The organism is Sporolituus thermophilus DSM 23256, from assembly GCF_900102435.1.
Lineage (GTDB): Bacteria > Bacillota > Negativicutes > Sporomusales > Thermosinaceae > Thermosinus > Thermosinus thermophilus.
Genome location: NZ_FNBU01000024.1, coordinates 1 through 18,108 on the forward strand (window position 1 = coordinate 1; position 18,108 = coordinate 18,108).

The window sequence follows — 18,108 nt, forward strand, 5'->3', positions numbered from 1 at the left end:
TTATTCTCAACTAAATACCATGCGCGACGGATGTCGCGCACGTACCCTTAGTGTCCTTAGCGTCCTTTGTGGTTTCACTTTTGCTAAAGTAAACATAAATTTCGACACATGAGGAGTAGTGCAGTTTAAGGAGTAACGATTTGAACCGCAAAGATCACGAAGAACGCAAAGGGCTACGCGCGCGACAGTTGTCGCGGAGGGAAAATTAAAGCTTATTCTCAACTAAATACCATGCGCGACGGATGTCGCGCACGTACCCTTAGTGTCCTTAGCGTCCTTTGTGGTTTTAAAACTTTTAGAGTAACTTTGTATACTTAGCGGTTCCCGACATAGATGTAAAAATTTGATGCATGAGGAGTCCAGTATGCAGCTATTGTACAACTTGTTGGCTATCGTCCTGGTCGTACTGGCAACACCGGTATTTTTGGCGAGAGCGCTGACGACGGCCGGATTTGGCGAGCGCTTGCGCCAAAGTCTCGGTTTTTTACCCGCCGACGTAATCGCCCGGGTGGCCGGGCGCGGCTGTATTTGGCTGCATGCCGCGTCGGTTGGGGAAATCGTCGCCACCAGTCCTGTTGTGAAAGAAATCAGGCGCCAGCTGCCGGATTATCCGGTGCTGATCTCGGTCGTCACCGAGACGGGCTATAGTATGGCCAAACGCATCATCCCGGAAGCGGACGGCCACATCTATTTTCCACTCGACCTGCCGTTTCTGTCCGAGCGGGTGGTGGGGCTCATCCGGCCTCGGGCCTTTCTGCCGGTGGAAACGGAGTTATGGCCCAACTTCCTCCGGGCGGCCCGGCGCTACGGCGTCCAGGTCATGATGGTTAACGGCCGTATCAGCGACAAAAGCTTTATGCGTTACCCCTACCTGGGCAGCGTGCTGCGCGACATGCTGCAGACGGTGGCCAGGTTTTGCATGCAGTCGGCCATTGACGCCGAGTATATTATTGGTCTGGGCGCCGATCCGCACAAGGTCGTCGTCACCGGCAACACTAAATATGACCAGACTTATACCGCGGTCAGCCCGGATGAACAAGCGCAGCTTTTTGTCCGGCTGGGCCTGGCCGGGCGCCGGCCGGTCGTGGTGGCCGGCAGCACCCACAAAGGGGAGGAAGAGGAAGTCCTTACCGCCTTTGCCAAAGTGCGCAGCGTCTTCCCCGAAGCCGCCCTGGTCGTGGCGCCGCGCGACATCGCCCGGGCCGACGAAATCGCCGGTTTGGCAAAAGAGCGCGGCTTTACGGCGCGACGGCGCACCGCTTTGGCTCAGGCCACCGAAGCCGGCCATGACCTTGTCATTCTCGATACCATCGGCGAATTGGGCCGCATTTACAGCATCGCCGATTTGGTCTTCGTCGGCGGCAGCCTGGTGGCCAAGGGCGGACACAACATTCTCGAACCGGCCGCCCATGGCAAGCCCGTACTGGTCGGCCCCCATATGTTTAACTTTAAAGAAATTTACGCCCTCCTGTCCGACCGCGGCGCCTGCCAGACCGTGCAGGACGGGGCCGAACTGGGCGATGCGATGGTACGGATTCTGCAAGATAAAGAGGTGCGGGCAACCATGAGCGCCGGTGCGCTGGCGGTGGTCGAAGAAAACCGCGGCGCGGCCGGGCGGACGGTGCTCTATCTGAAGGAACTCATGGCATGCTCTGAAACTAGACAGAAGGCGGAATAGACAATGCGGCACCGCGAAGCGATACAGACATACCTATACCAGTTGGTACACGGCGGGAAAAAGGGCCTGCTGGCCACTTTGCTGCTTGGTTTATTGCGCCTTTTTTCCTATCTGTACAGCGCCGGGGTGGCGATCAAACTTGGCCTGTACCAATGGGGTATCCTCAAACAGCACAAACTGGACTGCAAAGTAATCAGTCTGGGCAATATTACGGTCGGCGGCACCGGCAAAACGCCGACGGCCCAGAAGCTGGCGGCGGCCATCCGCGACATGGGCTACCGGGTGGTCATCCTCAACCGCGGCTACCGGGCGGCGTGGAAAGGCAAAATCGGCCTGGTGTCTGACGGCAAAAAAATCTACATGACGGCCGCCGAGGCGGGCGACGAGGCTTATCTGTTGGCCAAGAGCCTGCCGGGCATCCCGGTGGTCATCGGCAAAAAGCGGGCCGTAACCGGCGAATACGCCGTGAAAAAGTTGGGCGCCGAGGTCATCATCCTCGATGACGGCTATCAGCACTGGCAGCTGGCGCGCGATCTGGACATCGTCCTTATTGATACGCTTAATAAATTTGGCAACAACTGCCTGCTGCCGCGGGGAACCCTGCGCGAGCCGCTGGCCAACCTGAAACGGGCCCATGCCTTTCTGCTGACCAAAGTCGACCAGGCGTCCGATACCGCCCGCGATGCCGTGCGCGATACGTTAGTCGCTTACAACGATAAAGCCCTGATTGTGGAGAGTATCCACAGTCCCCGTTATTTTCGCGAGATTGAACACTGGTATAAAGGCGTGACGACGGCGGACATGCCCCTAGACGCCCTCCGCGCCCGGAAAGTGGTCGCTTTTTCCGCCATCGGCAACCCGTCGTCGTTTGAGCAGACCATTGCCGCCATCGGCGCCGAACTGGTCGATGGCGTGCGCTTTCCCGACCACCATGACTATACCATGGCCGAAATGCAGTGCGTCATGGACAAGGCGGTGGCCAAGGGGGCCTGCGCCCTTGTTACCACCGAAAAAGACGCGGTGAAAATCCCGTCCGAGTTTATTCACTCCGAACGGCCGCTGCCCGTCTACGTTCTGGGCATCGAGGTCAAATTCCTCGATGGCGCGGACGAGCTGATGGCGCTCATCCGCAAGGTTGCCGCCGGCGGCGTGGCCGTCAAAGAGCGGCGCATTGACAGGAAAAACGTGCCTAGTGGTGGTATGAAGTATGAGGTATGAAGTATGAAGTATGAGGTAGGGGGAATGAAACCGCAAAGGTATTCATGCCGATAAATCGGCACCACAAGCGATGAAAAGTAAGTTTTTGAACTAATCTCGCGCGACAACTGTCGCGCACGTAGCCCTTTGCGTTCTTCGCGGCCTTTGCGGTTTTACGCTTTTCAGGGTAGTGCGCGAAGTTACGCGAAGGGTTTACGGCGCGGCATTCGCCGCGCTGAAACAGGGCAAATGCAAGCTGAAGAATTGCGCGACAACAGTCGCGCGTAACCCTTTGCGTCCTTTGCGTCCTTTGTGGTTATACCGCTTTAAATGATTAAGGACATGAAAAAAGCTCTGCAAAGAGAGGGACCAGCTGATGAACATCTTGTGCGTAATTCCCACTCGTTATGCGTCAACCCGCCTGCCGGCCAAGGCATTGGCCGATATTGCCGGCAAGCCCATGATCCAGCACGTTTATGAACGGGCCTGCCGGGCCAAGCGGCCGCGGGCGGTCCTGGTCGCCACCGACCATGAACTGATCTGCCAGGCCGTTACGGCTTTTGGTGGCCAGGTTATGCTTACCTCGCCCGACCATCCTACCGGCACCGACCGGCTGGCCGAAGTCGCCCGCGCGTACCCGGACGTCGACGTTATTGTCAACGTCCAGGGGGATGAGCCGCTCATCGCGCCGGAAGTAATCGACGAGCTGGCCGCCGCCTTCGACGGCGCCCCGGACTTGGCCATGGCCACTTTGATGACCGAGATGGACGAGGAAGAATACAATCTGCCCAGCGCCGTAAAGGTCGTGACCGACTTAAACGGCTATGCCCTCTATTTTTCCCGGTCGCTTATTCCTTTCCCCCGCATTCAACACGAGGCGTATAAAGTATATAAGCATATCGGCATTTACGCCTACCGCCGCGACTTTCTCCTCACCTTCGCCGCCCTGCCGCCCACGCCGCTGGAACGGGCCGAATCGCTCGAACAGCTCCGCGCCCTCGAACACGGCTACCGGATTAAAGTGCTTAAGACCGATTTTAAGTCCATCGGCGTCGACACGCCGGAGGATCTGGAACGAGTACGGGCAATAATAACGAAATAAAACCACGAAGTACGCAAAGTTACGCAAAGGGTTAACGAGCGCGACACCTGTCGCGCCAAAAAAATCAACTGTATCCTTCGCGTCCTTCGCGGCCTTTGCGATTAAAAACCAAAAACAAGTCAACGAGTACGAAATAAAACCACGAAGTACGCAAAGTTGCACAAAGGGTTGACGGCGCGGCGTCCGCCGCGATTCAAAAATATATAAAACGTATCCTTTGCGTCCTTCGCGTCCTTTGCGGTTAAAAACCAAAAACAAGTCAACGAGTACGAAATAAAACCACGAAGTACGCAAAGTTGCACAAAGGGTTGACGGCGCGGCGTCCGCCGCGATTCAAAAATATATAAAACGTATCCTTCGCGTCCTTCGCGGCCTTTGCGATTAAAAACCAAAAACAAGTCAACGAGTACGAAATAAAACCACGAAGTACGCAAAGTTGCACAAAGGGTTGACGGCGCGGCGTCCGCCGCGATTCAAAAATATATAAAACGTATCCTTTGCGTCCTTCGCGTCCTTTGCGGTTAAAAAACGTATTCCTATTCGGAGGGATGATTATGCACCAAGTCCAAGTCGGACCGATTACCATTGGCGGGAAGAACCCCATCGCGCTCATTGCCGGCCCCTGTGTCATTGAAGACACCGAGCGGACGCTCGCCATCGGCCGGGCGGTGAAACAGATCGCCGACCGCCTCGGCATCCCTTATATCTTCAAGGCTTCCTTCGACAAGGCCAACCGCTCGTCGTTCAAGTCCTTCCGCGGTCCCGGCCTGCACGCAGGGCTGGCCATCCTGGCCAACATCAAACAAGTGCTGGGCGTCCCGGTACTCAGCGACATCCACTGCACTACCCAGGTGGCGGCGGCGGCCGAGGTCCTGGATATCCTCCAGATTCCCGCCTTTCTGTGCCGGCAGACCGACCTGGTCTACGGCGCGGCCCAAACCGGCCGGGTGATAAACGTGAAAAAAGGCCAGTTCCTCGCGCCGCGAGACATGAAGAACGTGGTGGATAAAATCCGCGAAGCGGGCAATGAAAATATCCTCCTCACCGAGCGCGGCTTTAGCTTCGGCTACAACAACCTGGTCGTGGACATGCGCGCCCTACCCATTATGCGGTCGCTCGGCTATCCCGTTGTCTTTGACGCAACCCACAGTGTGCAGCTCCCCGGCGGGGCCGGTACTTCTTCCGGCGGTCAGCGGGAGTTTGTCGCCCATCTCGCCCGTGCGGCCACGGCCGCCGGCATCGACGCTTTGTTCATGGAAGTCCATGACAACCCGGAAGAGGCCCTCTCCGACGGCCCCAACATGCTGTATATCGACCAGCTCGAAGACCTGCTCAAGGACGTTTTGGCCATTGACGCGGTCGTAAGACGACATAAATAATTGAAAACCGCGAAGTACGCAAAGACCGCAAAGGGAAACGGGAAACCTCGAAGTACGCAAAGTACGCAAAGTTTAAAAAGCGCGACGAATGTCGCGCAAGCGTAACCCTTCGCGTCCTTCGCGCACTTAGCGGTTAAAAAACTTCTCGGTTTAGAAAATTATGGAAGGTGAACTGCCATGATTATCGACCAAGCCCGCCAGGTGCTGGAAGCCGAGGCGGAAGCCATCAGATCCCTCATCCCGCGCATTAACGGCGAGTTTACCGAGGCCGTTAAGATGATTTTGGCATGCAAGGGGCGGGTCATCGTAACCGGCATGGGTAAATCAGGCCTGATCGGCAAGAAAATCGCCGCGACACTGGCCAGCACCGGCACGCCGGCCTTTTTCCTGCACCCGGCGGAAGGCATCCACGGCGACCTGGGGATGGTGACAAGCGAAGACATTGTGCTGGCCATCTCCAACAGCGGTGAAACCAACGAAATTATCGGCATCTTGCCGTCCATCAGGCGGATCGGCGCCCGCATCATCGCCATGACCGGCCGGCCGGCTTCGACGCTGGGAAAAAACAGCGACCTTGTTCTCGACGTGGCGGTAGAGAAGGAAGCCTGCCCGCTGGGGCTGGCGCCGACGGCCAGCACCACCGCGACCTTGGCTCTCGGCGACGCGCTGGCGGTGGCGCTGCTCTCGGAACGCAAATTTACCCCGGAAGACTTTGCCATTTTCCACCCGGGCGGGTCGCTGGGCCGCAAACTGCTGCTCACCGTGGAAAACGTCATGCACAGCGGCGACGACAATCCGGTAGTCACGCAGGACAAAACGGTCAAAGAGGCGCTCTTTGTCATTACCGCCAAGGGGCTTGGCGCAACTTCGGTCGTCGATGAGGACGGCCGGCTGCTGGGCATCATCACCGACGGCGATATCCGGCGCGGCCTGGAAAAAGGCCACGATTTCCTGGACAAGCCGGTGACGGCCCTGATGACGCGCACGCCCCGCACCATCACCAAAGACAAGCTGGCCGCCCAGGCGCTCAACATGATGGAGAAGAACAAGCCCCGCCCCATCACCGTATTGCCGGTAGTCGACGAAACCTATCGGGCAATTGGTATGATTCACCTTACTGACTTGCTGCGCCAAGGAGTGGTATAATGGATAGGGAGACCCGCGCGCAAAAAGTCAAACTACTCGTCTTTGATGTCGACGGTGTGCTGACGAACGGGCAGATTATCTTCGGCCCTGACGGCGAAGCGATGAAAGTATTTCACGCCCAGGACGGCCTCGGCATTTCGGTGGCCCATAAGGTTGGCCTCAAGACGGCCATCATCACCGGCCGGGAAACGGAAATGGTGCGCCGCCGGGGCGCCGAACTCAATATCACTGACGTCTACCAGGGCGCGATGGACAAAGTGGCCGCCTTAAACGAACTGTTAGCCAAACACGGCCTGGCGGCCGACGAAGTCGGCTATGTCGGCGACGACCTCAATGACCTGCCGGTCATGCTCCGGGTGGGCCTGGCCTGCGCCGTCGCCAACGCCGCAGCCGAAGTAAAGGCGGCCGCCCATTTTGTCGCTACCCGGGAAGGCGGGCGCGGCGCCGTGCGGGAAATCATCGAATTTATCCTCAAAGCCCAGGGCAAGTGGGAGCGGATTGTCTTAGCCTACCGCCAGCCGGGGCATATCGAAACAAAACAGTAAGAAGGAGGACGCCGATGTTCCCAAACTGGCAGTACCACCTGTTGAAACTGGCCAGCCGGATCGTGTGCCTTATGCCTTATCCGGCGGTGCTGCTGCTTGGCAGCCTGCTAGGCCGGCTGTACTACCGTATTGCCGGGCGCCAGCGTCGGCGTGCCCTTGCCCAAATTCAAGAATGTCTGAAACTGTCGCCGAAAGAAGCGGAGCGGATTATTCGCCGCCTGTTCATCAACGTCGGCCGGATGTTTATGGAAGTCATGTATATACCGGCCCTTAAGCGGGAAACAATCAAACGATATGTGACCATTGAAAACCGCCACTATTTAACCGATGCGCTGGCGCAGGGCAAAGGCGTCGTATTTCTTACCGCCCACATCGGCAACTGGGAGTGGTTAGGCGCGGCGCTGGCCATGGACGGCTTCCCTATGACCAGTGTCATCAAGCGCCAGCCCAACGAGCAGTATACCCGTATTCTCAACGAGTACCGTCGCCTGGCCGGCATCGAAATCTTTGCCCGCGGCTCCACCGAACTGGTAGGGGCGGCGAAAGCCCTCAAACAGGGCAAAATTCTCGGTTTTCTCGCCGACCAGGACGGCGGCCGCGACGGAGTGTTTGCCGAATTTCTGGGCAAAATGGCCTCGACGCCGAAGGGAGCGGCCGTTTTCGCCAAGCGGTTTGGCGCGCCGGTCGTGCCGACCTTCATTGTGCGCCGGCCGGAAGGCGGCCACCGCATCATTGTCCACGCACCGCTCTACTACCGGGATACCGGTAACGAGCAGGCCGACGTGGCCAATCTCACCATCCGCATGAACCGGGTGATTGAGGAAACTATCCGCCAACATCCCGACGAATGGCTGTGGTTCCAGAAGCGCTGGAACACGAAAGTAGAAACCTTGTTTCCGACCACTTCGACCATGGCAGGTGAAGCAGTATGAAGAAAACTACATATTTATTGATCGCCTGCCTGGTACTGCTGCTGGCCGGCGGCCTTTACTATTTCAACAAAGACGAGCCGCTGCCGCAGGCTCCGGCTCAGGAAGTGAGGAGCGACCCGGCGCTCAACATGGTCTTTACCGGCAATTCCCTTGTCGAGGAAAAAGACGGCAAACGCCTGTGGGAGCTGAGCGCCGAGTCCATCGAACTCGATCAAAAGACCAAACAGGTTTACCTGAAAAACCTTAAAGGCGTTATTTACCAGGAAAATGGCGGCAAGGTGGAAATAACCGCCCGCCAGGCCACACTGGATACCAAGACGCGCGACATCGTGCTGACCGGTGATATCCGGGCCACGAGTAGCGAAGGCGCCATCTTGACGGCGCCTTCCGTCCGTTACGCCATGAGCGACCGCCGCTTCTACGGCTGGGGCGGCGTTACGCTCGCGCGTGGCGATACCGTCGTGACCGGCGAAAAATTTGAGAGTGACGGCGATTTTGCGAAAGTCAGGGTACAGGGCAACGCCCGTGTACGCAAAGGAGTGAGTGCACAATGAAGTCAAAAGATACGACGCTTTCCCGGGCCATTTTTCTCGGCATAGCAGGACTTTTGGCGCTTGCCCTCGGCTTTGGCCCTGCCGCGCCCAGCCTTGCCGCCGGCAGCCCCGTAGAACTCGCCGCCGAAACAATCGAATATGATACGGCCCAAGGCATCGCCATCGCCGAAGGCGGGGTGCGCATTACCCGGGGCAATGCCGTTATGACCGGGGCAAAGGCCGAATATAATACGAAAACCCAGGAAGCACTGGTTACCGGCAATGTGAAAGTGGTGCAGGACGACGCCACCATTACCGCCGACCAGGTGCAGGCCTATCAAAATAACCACCTCGTCGCTACAGGCGGCGTGGTCCTCGTCAAGGCCGACAGCCGGTTGACCGGCCCGCGCCTCGACTACTACACCGACCGAGAATACGCCATCGTTACCGGTGGCGCCCGTCTTACTACCAAAGACGCCGTGATGACGGCCGACAAAGTCGAGGCCTTCATCGCCGAAGACCGGGCCGTCGGCAGCGGCAATGTCCATATTGTCAGCGAAGCGCGCAAACTGGACGCTACTTCCGACCAGGCCACTTATTACGGCGCCAAGACCGGCCAGGGCCGGGTGGTTCTAACCGGCAACGCCCGGGCGGTCCAGGACGGCAATGTCCTCACCGGCAATACCCTGACGGTGTATCTCGACGACAAGGCCATGGACGCCCAGGGCCGCACCCGCCTGGTTATAAAACCACAGTAATTAACGAATTAACCGCAAAGATAATCATGCCAATAATTGGCACCACAAGCGATGAAAAGTAAGTTTTTGAACTAATCTCGCGCGACAACTGTCGCGCGCGTAGCCCTTTGCGTTCTTTGCGCCCTTTGCGGTTTTACGCTTTTCAGGGTAGTACACGAAGGACGCAAAGGGCACGTAAAGCTTAAAAAGTTAGCGCGACGAATGTCGCGCAAGGGTAACCCTTCGCGTAACTTTGCGTACTTCGCGGTTCCCCTAAATTCCACCTAGCGAGGTATCTCCTCATGTATATTGAAACCAAAGGACTGGTCAAAACCTATAAAGGCCGCAATGTCGTCAACGGCGTCAGCCTCCGGGTGGAGCGGGGCCAGATCGTCGGCCTCCTGGGTCCCAACGGCGCCGGGAAAACAACGACCTTCTATATGATTGTCGGCCTGGAGAAGCCGAACAGCGGCTCGATTTTCGTGAGTGGCGAAGACGTCACCGCCATGCCCATGTACCGCCGCTCCCGGTACGGTATCGGCTATCTGCCGCAGGAAGCATCCATCTTCCGCAAGCTGACGGTGGAGGAAAACCTGCTCGCCATCCTGGAAACGACCAATCTCACGCCGGCCGAGCAGCGCGACAAGATGGAGAGCCTCCTGGAAGAGTTTCACGTCACCCATGTGCGCCACCGCAAAGGCTCCGAACTTTCCGGCGGCGAGCGGCGGCGGGTGGAAATCGCCCGGTCGCTGGCCACCGACCCCAGTTTCATCTTGCTGGACGAGCCCTTTGCCGGCGTCGACCCCATTGCCGTGGCCGATATCCAGGAGATTATCGGCTATCTCAAAGAGCGGGGCATCGGCGTTCTCATCACCGACCATAACGTGCGCGAAACACTGAGCATTGTCGACAACGCCTATATCCTAAACGAGGGCCAGATCCTCATTTCCGGCGATGCAGCCACCATCGCCAGCAGCGAAATTGCCCGTAAATTCTACCTGGGGGAAAAATTCACCTTATAGGAGACAGCATGCGCATACTTGACAAATATATCCTCAAAGAAATGCTGGGGCCCTTTGTCTTTGGCATCGCCGCCTTTTCCAGCGTCTTCATCGGCACCAGCACCCTTTTCCGGCTTGCCCGCTATATCACTGAATATGGCGCCGCCGTATCGTCGGTGACGAAATTGTTTTTTTACAGCCTGCCCGAAATTATCGTGCTGACCTTCCCCATGTCGATGCTGCTGGCGTCGCTTTTGGCGTTCGGGCGCTTATCCGCCTCCAGCGAGATAACGGCCATGAAGTCGGGCGGCCTGAGCTTTTTTCGCCTCGCCGCGCCGGTATTCATCGCCGCCTTTGTCGTCAGCGTCGTCGCCGTCATTCTCAACGAGGCCGTCGTGCCCCGGGCGAACAATGCCTATCAGAACGTGCTGCGCTACGAAATCGAAAAAAGCAAGCCCAAATCCCAGGAGCACATCGTTATCAAGGATGTGAAAGACGGCGAAATCGAGCGGCTGACCTATGCCCGGAAGTTTGACGAGGCGGCCAACGCCATGTACGCCGTAACCGTCCAGGAGTTTGACCAAGGCCGCCTGGTACGGGTGGAAAACGCCGAAAAGGCCACCTGGGACAACGGCCGCTGGATTATGGAGTCAGGCATCGTCTATGACGTCGCGCCGGAAGGACAGCTGCAGCGCACCCTGCGCTTTGACAAGCAGTTCATGCCGGTGGAAAAATCGCCGAAGGAAATCGTGCGGGAACAGAAAAAGCCAGACGAGATGACGATTAAGGAGCTTAAACAGCATATCAAAGTACTGCAGCGCGAGTATGTAAAAACCAGCACCTATGAAGTGGAGCTGCATCAGCGGCTCTCCATTCCGGCGGCCAGTCTGGTTTTTGCCCTCATCGGCACCCCGCTCGGCCTGCAGCCCCACCGCTCCAGCTCGTCCATCGGCCTTGGCATTAGTATTATCATCATTTTCATTTATTACACGATAATGACGGTATTTACCGCCTTGGGCCAGGGCGGGGCCATTCCTGCCGTCCTCGCCGCCTGGATACCGAATATCGTCTTTATCATCGTCGGCGCGTTTCTCGTCCGCAAGGCCTCGCAGTAAAGTATGAGGTATGAGGTATGAAGTATACCCTTTGCGTCTTTAGCGTCCTTTGCGGTTAATATGTATTAAGAAGGGAGGGGGAGACATGTACGGCCTGACCCTGATCGCCGTCCTGGCCGTAATGGGCGGTGTCATCGCCTATATCGGCGATAAACTGGGCACCAAAATAGGCAAGAAAAAACTCACCATCTTCGGCCTGCGGCCCAAGCACACGTCCATCCTGGTCACCATCGTCACCGGCATCCTCATTGCCGCGACCACGCTGGGCATTCTGGCCGTCGCGTCGCGGGACGTGCGCACCGCCCTGTTCGGTATGGAGGCGCTGAAGGCCGAACTGGCTTCTCTGTCCCAAGAAGTGTCTTCCAAAAACCTTGAGCTGGAGACCAGCCGCCGGGAGCTGGCGGCGAAAACGGCCGAATACACCGCTTTATCGGACAAGGTTAAAGAAACGGCCCAGCAGCTCGCCCTAATCAGCCGCGAACTTGATGAAGTCATGGCCGAGCGCGACCGCACCGCGGCCGCCCTCAGCCGGGTGCAGACCGAATATGCCCAGGCGAAAGGCGACCTGAGCCAGGCGCAGCAGGAGATCAAAACCCTTCAGACGACCAAACAGGAACTGGATAAGCGCGTCGCCGAGCTCAGCACGGCCAAAACCAATCTGCAGCAAGACGTAGACCGCCTGAACGAACTGACGGCCAACCTGAAGAAAGGCATCCAGTATGTCCGCGAAGGGGTCGTCGTCTTCCGGGCCGGTGAAGAAATCGCCACCGCCATCGTGAAAGGCGGCCAATCGGTAGAGGATACGCAGCAGGCCCTTGGGGCGCTTGTTTACCGCACCAATCTGGCCATAACCGGCAAGCTGGGCATTGACAATAATTTGGAAGTGCTGTGGATTTCCCGCCATGACTTTGACGAAGCCGTTTCCCTCATTGCCGCGACGCCGGAAGACGTCGTTGTCCGCATTACTTCGGTGGGCAACACCATCTACGGCGAGCCGGTCATCGGCCGCATCGACCTTTATCCTAACCGGCTGGTATACAGCCAGGGAACGGTGGTTTATTCCCAGGTGATCAATGCCGGCCAGAGCGCCGAACAGGCCGAAGAAGCCGTGCTGCTCTTTCTGCGCCGGGTCAATGCCGAGGCCGTCAAGCAGGGCATCCTGCCCGACCCGCTCCAGGGCACGGTGGGCAGCATGAGCGGCGCCCAACTCTTTGAGACGGTGAATAAAGTCAAACGCTATGGCGGCAAAGTCGAACTCACCGCCGTCACCAAAGCCGACATCTACACCGCCGGACCGCTGCAGATCGAGATCCAGGTGCGGAGCGTATTATAGGGTGTGCAGCTTCAAACAGCGGAGATATACATGCCGATAAATGGCATCACAAGGCATGAAAATAGTCATTTAGTTAACCCTCCGCGACAAAAGTCGTGGCCGTAACCCTTCGCGTTCTTCGCGAATTTTGCGGTTTTAATCTCATTAACATAATATACCAGCATAGAATCCTGCGTTTATAGCAGGATTCTTTTTTTCTCCCCCGAATATATATAGTGTCAAAAACACATTATGTTAAACACATAATTTTTTTGACGCGATGTGACTGCTCAGTCAATGCCTGAGAAAATAGATAATATCCAATATTTACATGTAGCAACCAAGCAGGAAGCTGAAAAGTTACATCGAATTATGTAAACTAAAACCTGCGAACAGCGGCAGGTGGCTAAAGCCTGCGACGCATCCGGCGGGTGGGAAAGAGCGATGAGGAAACGTGGATACTCATAGCTCGGTCCCCTGGCTGGACGGAGCCGGTGAAGCCGGTGGTAACACCACGCGCAAAGAACAACATATTTCAAAGGGGGATTTTTCTCGTGAAGAAAAGACTTCTCAAAGTAGCAGTCACTACTGCGCTGACGGTCGCGTTCGCCGTACCTGCTTTCGCTAATCCGTTCAGCGATGTCCCGGCAAAACACTGGGCCTATGATGCTGTAAACAAACTCGCCCAAGCCGGCATCATCGACGGCTATGGCGACGGCACCTTCCGCGGCGATAAGACCATGACCCGTTATGAAATGGCGCAAATCGTGGCCAAAGCCATGACCAAGAGCTTAAACGCCGACCAAAAAGCTACCGTTGACGCCCTGACTAAAGAGTTCGCCACCGAGCTCAACAACCTCGGTGTGAAAGTCGCCGGCCTAGAAAACAAGGTTAACAACATGGTGAAAATCTCCGGTGACGCCCGCGTGCGCTACTTCAACTACGAAGACGCCAAAGACTACACCGACTACCGCGCCCGCGTGAATTTCGACGGCAAAATCAGCGACAACCTGAAATTCAATGCCCGCCTCTCCAGTGGCAATGCCAGCATTGAAAACGGCGCCAACACCATGATCCTGGACACTGCCAACGTGACCTTCAATGCGCTCGGCCTGACCAACACCGTAGGCCGCCAGGACATTAAACTCGGCAGCGGTTATCTGATGGATACCCAGATGAATGGTATTACTACACAAGCCGGTAACCTCAAGCTGTTCGTCGGTAACGCCAAGAAAGACGACTACAACCGTCTGTACGGCGCCGAATACAACACGAACCTCCTGGGCGCTAAATTTACTGCTGACTACCTCAAGAGCGTTTCTACCGACGAAGAATTCTTCGGCGCTAACACCGCTTTCAAACTGGCTGACGGCGTAACGGCTGCCGCCGAGTTCTACAAAAACAATGACAAAGACGCTACTGCGACCGCTTATGGCCTCAAGTTCACCAAACTCGGTCTGTCCGCTACCTACCGCGATGTTGAGCCGGGTGCCTTCCTGAAGTACTCCACCCATTACACCGCTGACGCATTTACCGACAACATGGTTGCCAGCGGTTTCAAAGGGATGGAATATCAATACGACAAAGCTCTGGACAAGAACACTACCCTTACCGTGAAGTACCAAGACTTCGAAAAACAAGACGGCACTGACCTCGGTACTCGCACCAGTGCTACGGTCAACGTCAAGTTCTAAGACTGATATAAAAAAGCAAGCAGCCCTGCCTGCGCGAGATGCGCGGCGCAAGGGCTGCTTTTTTTTACAACTCTATAAATTTACTCCGCCCGTCGGCTTAGCCGGAGAATGGCCGTATCGTGATCCGCCACTTTTTTCATGATAAAGTTTATATCCTCGGCCAAACGGTCAATATCGTTCTTCGTCGCCGTTTTGACCAGCCGGCCCTGCATCTGGGTGAGCATATGGCTTAAATTGTGGATTTGAGCGTCCGCTTCCTCGCTGCGGTGCCAAAGGGCCTTGGTAAGCTGCGTGGTTTCGCTTAACTGCGCTCTTATCCCGTCAATGCGTGTCTCAAGATTATCCAGGCGTCTTTCCACGCCATCCAGGCGTTTTTCCATACCGTCCAGGCGCTTTTCCATGTTGTCAAAGCGTTGTTCCAAGCGGTCAAACCGTGCCGCCAACTGTTGTTGCCCTTCCAAAAGCTGGATTAAAATACGTTCCATGCCCATCCCTCGCTTTCGTCTTACACTCTAATCATAGCAAAAAATTTAAACTTGCAAAAGCCGCTCAATCACCGTTTGGGCAGCTATTTTTTTTATACACCAGGGGTCCCGGCACGTCCGCGGGTAGCAGGGGCTGCAGTCCGCGCCGCCGGTCAGATTAATGTTATCCCGGTATCCCCATTTAACGGGGCTGGTCGGCCCGAACAACACGATGCCTTTGGTGCCGACCGCTTTGGCCAGGTGGGCGGGACCGCTGTCAACGCCAATATATAACTTGCTTTGCTGTAGTACCGCCGCAAGTTCAAGAAGGCTGGTCTGGCCGACAATATTCACCGGGGGACGGCGGCAGTGTGTGATAATTTCATTGGCGAATGCCAGTTCATTTTTACCGCCAATTAGTACCGGGATATGATCCAGTGCCCAGATGGCGTCGATAACCGCCGCCACGTTTCGGGCCGGCCAGGTTTTGGCGGGATGGGTATAGCCGGCATGGACGGCGCAAATCTTGCCGTAAGGTAAGAGGGCGGCGGCTTTTTCTTGAGCCTGACTGTCGAACAACACTTCCGGAGTTTTGTCCGAAACCGGAACATCGACCAGGGCGGCGACGTCGGCAAAACAATCAATTTCAAAATCATGCTTGTTATACGAAATGGATTTTGTCAGCAGAAAACTACGGCCTTCGGTATTGAAACCGACACGCACCGGAATGTCAGCCAGCCAAGCATAAAAAGCCGATGAAAAAGAACGGGTAAGGTTGATGCAGCAGTCATAGCCACCGCGTTTTAAAACGGCAGCCCAGGCTAACCTTCCTTTGAGGGTTTTTAGTCCACGCACGTCTGTCGTGACGATGTCATTAAGATGTGGGTTGAATTTCAGCAATGGTTCAAGATGGGCGGCTGTAGCAAAAGTTACCTTGGCGTTTGGATAGCGCTGCCTAACTGCGCGGACGATCGGTGTGGCCATTATGACGTCGCCAAGGTAATTCAGACGATATATTAATATGTTGTTCATTTTGTCCCCTCGCACAACTTTATGGTTTTATCATAACATAGTTTGTGCCGGGATAAAATTTATTGGCTGGCTTTTTTATGCGGCAGGAGGAATATATTTCCTCGTGAAGAACATACTATCATAGGAGGCAGTTCGATGGCAGATATGGTAATAGCCGTTGACCCGGGGCGGGACAAATGCGGGATTGCGGCGGTAAGCCGCGACCGGGGCGTGCTGTATAAGGCGGTTGTTCCTACCGCGGCCCTGGCGGGGAAAGTGGCCAAACTCGCGCATGACTATGGAGCAGCTGCCGTCGTGGTGGGCGACCGCACGACTGGCAGCGCCGCGGTAAAGGAGCTCAGTGCGCTGATTATCGATGGCCGTCCGCTAATGATCGCGACCGTCGACGAACACCGCTCGACCGACGAAGCCCGCCGCCGCTACTGGCAGGAAAACCCGCCGCGGGGGCTCAGGCGCCTCATCCCGACCACCATGCAGGTCCCGCCGGCGCCGGTCGACGACTATGTGGCCGTCATCCTGGCCGAGCGCTATTTTGCCTCTTCCCGTTAACCCTTTGCGTCTTTTGCGTCCTTAGCGGTTAAAAATTTAATTAATTTATCACCAGCTAGCAGGAATAAATTTCTTAATGTAGAATATATTTCACCGTGAGGAAACAACTTCCATGATCTATCCACCGAAGAGGGCTGACGGGGAAGAAAGGAGGTGCGAAGCCTTAGGTCCCGTAAGCAGTCCTTGAAGTAGGTGATAGATATGAGCTCTTTGACAAGGGAATATTGTTTGAGGAAACAAGGAAACTCAATGCAGTTCCCTTCCTTAGGGCTCATCATATTCAAAATCACAAAAAACCTAAGGAGGAAAAAGCATGAAAAAGACTTTCGTAGTCACTCTGGCAGCCCTGTTTGTACTCAGCATCGCTGGTACTGCCTTTGCTGCTGCTAACCCCTTCGTAGACGTTCCTGCGAAACACTGGTCCTATGATGCAGTAGCTAAGTTGGCCAAGGCTGGTATCGTTGACGGCTACGGCGACGGCACCTTCCGCGGCGATAAGACCATGACCCGTTATGAAATGGCGCAAATCGTCGCTAAGGCTATGGCTAAGTCCGACAAAGCCGATGCCGAAACCAAAGCTCTCGTTGACAAACTCGCTGTTGAGTTTGCCGCTGAGCTGAACAACCTCGGCGTCCGCGTTGCCAAGCTGGAGAAGAACCAATCCAGCATCAAGATCACTGGCGACGCCCGTATTCGTTGGGTAGGCAATGGTTCGGATTATGTGAAGCAAGATGCTACTTGGGCTAGCGACAATGGTGTATGGGGCGAGCGTTTCCGCATTAACATGAACGCCCAAGTTAACGAAAATACTTCGTTCTATGGCCGTGTAATCGCTATGGACCATAACGAAATGGGTACTACCACTAAAGAAAATCTGTATATATCTGATGCTGCCTTCACTACTAAGAACCCGTTCGGTCTTGGTGTAGACGCTACTGTTGGTCGCTTCAGCCAGAAGTTCGGTCAAACCGGCTACTGGATGGACTCCACCGGTCGTATTGACGGCGCCAAAGTTTCCTTTGGTAAAGTTCTGAAAGTAACTGCTGGCTTTGCTAACTTCGACGCTAACACCGATATGAACGATGCAGCCTTTGTGGAAGCTACTTACCCTGTAAGCAAGGCTGTAACCGTAAGCGGTATGTATGTCAAGGAAACTGGTAATGATAACTTTGACGTTTATGGCGGTGGCGTTAAAGCTAAACTGAATAAAGATTTTACCTTCCTCGGCGACTATGTTGTTAATACCGCCCAAGACGGTGACCCGGCAATGTATGTTGGCCGCCTGGCTTACAAAGGCGCTGACAAGAACAAACCGCAATCTTGGGGCTTCCATGTGGAGTACCGCAAGTTCGAGCCTGGCGTATATGCCGGTGAAACTGGTGCGATGATCCCTGTCGGTACTGCTGTTAAGACCAACGATGGGAAAACAGTTCTTGGCGACCTTGGTGTGAAAGGTTTCGCTGCTCAATACAGCGTAACTCTGGCCAAGAATATCGTATTTGACGCTATCTACGCTTGGGATGACAAGACTGTAGTTGGCGACGTTAAAAAAGGCGACTTCAGCCGTCTCCAAATTAACTACTTCTTCTAAAATTAAAAAACCGCTGGCATTAAGCCAGCGGTTTTTTATTAAAAACGAGAACTATCCTGAGTAACTATTAGCTTTACTGGTGACTAGTAGTGCTTCTGTTT

17 protein-coding genes are annotated in these 18,108 nt (G+C 55.5%); 15 read left to right on the forward strand and 2 right to left on the reverse strand.

Translation table 11 applies throughout. The features are described from left to right. Positions 1 to 364 precede the first annotated feature (364 nt). The 13 genes from BLQ99_RS12285 (at position 365) to BLQ99_RS12345 (ending at position 14,371) form a co-directional block, all read left to right on the forward strand. Positions 365 to 1,678, forward strand: coding sequence for a 3-deoxy-D-manno-octulosonic acid transferase (locus BLQ99_RS12285; RefSeq protein ID WP_093691406.1), 1,314 nt, complete (start codon positions 365 to 367; stop codon positions 1,676 to 1,678). Positions 1,679 to 1,681: 3 nt separating this feature from the next. Then, the gene (gene lpxK / locus BLQ99_RS12290) at positions 1,682 to 2,896 is read left to right on the forward strand and encodes a tetraacyldisaccharide 4'-kinase (protein ID WP_093691408.1); all 1,215 of its coding nucleotides are present in this window, start codon (positions 1,682 to 1,684) and stop codon (positions 2,894 to 2,896) included. 355 nt (positions 2,897 to 3,251) lie between these two features. Beyond that, positions 3,252 to 3,977: a 3-deoxy-manno-octulosonate cytidylyltransferase gene (gene kdsB / locus BLQ99_RS12295; RefSeq protein ID WP_093691410.1), complete on the forward strand. Its 726-nt coding sequence runs from the start codon at positions 3,252 to 3,254 to the stop codon at positions 3,975 to 3,977. Positions 3,978 to 4,531: 554 nt separating this feature from the next. Beyond that, positions 4,532 to 5,356, forward strand: coding sequence for a 3-deoxy-8-phosphooctulonate synthase (gene kdsA, locus BLQ99_RS12300; RefSeq protein WP_093691412.1), 825 nt, complete (start codon positions 4,532 to 4,534; stop codon positions 5,354 to 5,356). Between the two features lie 177 nt (positions 5,357 to 5,533). After that, the gene (locus BLQ99_RS12305; RefSeq protein ID WP_093691414.1) at positions 5,534 to 6,502 is read left to right on the forward strand and encodes a KpsF/GutQ family sugar-phosphate isomerase; all 969 of its coding nucleotides are present in this window, start codon (positions 5,534 to 5,536) and stop codon (positions 6,500 to 6,502) included. After that, positions 6,502 to 7,047, forward strand: a complete 546-nt coding sequence (locus BLQ99_RS12310) for a KdsC family phosphatase (RefSeq protein WP_093691416.1) — start codon at positions 6,502 to 6,504, stop codon at positions 7,045 to 7,047. The genes BLQ99_RS12305 and BLQ99_RS12310 overlap by 1 nt, the downstream gene beginning before the upstream one ends. A 14-nt stretch (positions 7,048 to 7,061) precedes the next feature. Continuing rightward, positions 7,062 to 7,979, forward strand: a complete 918-nt coding sequence (locus BLQ99_RS12315; RefSeq protein ID WP_093691418.1) for a lysophospholipid acyltransferase family protein — start codon at positions 7,062 to 7,064, stop codon at positions 7,977 to 7,979. Beyond that, a complete protein-coding gene (gene lptC, locus BLQ99_RS12320) occupies positions 7,976 to 8,533 on the forward strand; it encodes an LPS export ABC transporter periplasmic protein LptC (RefSeq protein WP_093691420.1) in 558 nt (185 codons plus the stop codon). The genes BLQ99_RS12315 and lptC overlap by 4 nt, the downstream gene beginning before the upstream one ends. Further along, positions 8,530 to 9,270 carry an LptA/OstA family protein gene (locus tag BLQ99_RS12325; RefSeq protein ID WP_093691422.1) on the forward strand — a complete coding sequence of 247 codons (741 nt, stop codon included), beginning with the start codon at positions 8,530 to 8,532 and terminating at the stop codon, positions 9,268 to 9,270. Before lptC ends, BLQ99_RS12325 begins: the two co-directional genes overlap by 4 nt. Positions 9,271 to 9,551: 281 nt before the next feature. Then, positions 9,552 to 10,271 (forward strand): LPS export ABC transporter ATP-binding protein, encoded by a 720-nt coding sequence (lptB, locus tag BLQ99_RS12330; protein ID WP_093691424.1) that lies wholly within the window; start codon positions 9,552 to 9,554, stop codon positions 10,269 to 10,271. An 8-nt stretch (positions 10,272 to 10,279) separates the two neighbouring features. Beyond that, entirely contained in the window at positions 10,280 to 11,365 is a 1,086-nt protein-coding gene (lptG, locus tag BLQ99_RS12335; RefSeq protein ID WP_093691426.1) for an LPS export ABC transporter permease LptG, read from the forward strand. A gap of 85 nt (positions 11,366 to 11,450) precedes the next feature. Further along, complete coding sequence (locus BLQ99_RS12340; protein ID WP_093691428.1) at positions 11,451 to 12,698, forward strand: DUF3084 domain-containing protein; 1,248 nt, start codon at positions 11,451 to 11,453, stop codon at positions 12,696 to 12,698. A 533-nt stretch (positions 12,699 to 13,231) separates the two neighbouring features. Next, positions 13,232 to 14,371, forward strand: a complete 1,140-nt coding sequence (locus BLQ99_RS12345; RefSeq protein ID WP_093691430.1) for an S-layer homology domain-containing protein — start codon at positions 13,232 to 13,234, stop codon at positions 14,369 to 14,371. Between the two features lie 80 nt (positions 14,372 to 14,451). On the opposite strand, the gene BLQ99_RS12350 is transcribed toward BLQ99_RS12345, so the two are convergent. Then, the gene (locus tag BLQ99_RS12350; RefSeq protein ID WP_093691432.1) at positions 14,452 to 14,856 is read right to left on the reverse strand and encodes a hypothetical protein; all 405 of its coding nucleotides are present in this window, start codon (positions 14,854 to 14,856) and stop codon (positions 14,452 to 14,454) included. A gap of 45 nt (positions 14,857 to 14,901) precedes the next feature. Continuing rightward, positions 14,902 to 15,867 (reverse strand): glycosyltransferase family 9 protein, encoded by a 966-nt coding sequence (locus tag BLQ99_RS12355; protein WP_093691434.1) that lies wholly within the window; start codon positions 15,865 to 15,867, stop codon positions 14,902 to 14,904. 135 nt (positions 15,868 to 16,002) lie between these two features. On the opposite strand from BLQ99_RS12355, the gene BLQ99_RS12360 reads away from it, so the two are divergent. Beyond that, complete coding sequence (locus BLQ99_RS12360) at positions 16,003 to 16,416, forward strand: RuvC family protein (protein WP_093691436.1); 414 nt, start codon at positions 16,003 to 16,005, stop codon at positions 16,414 to 16,416. Between the two features lie 313 nt (positions 16,417 to 16,729). Next, positions 16,730 to 18,007, forward strand: coding sequence for an S-layer homology domain-containing protein (locus BLQ99_RS12365; RefSeq protein WP_093691438.1), 1,278 nt, complete (start codon positions 16,730 to 16,732; stop codon positions 18,005 to 18,007). Positions 18,008 to 18,108: the final 101 nt, after the last annotated feature.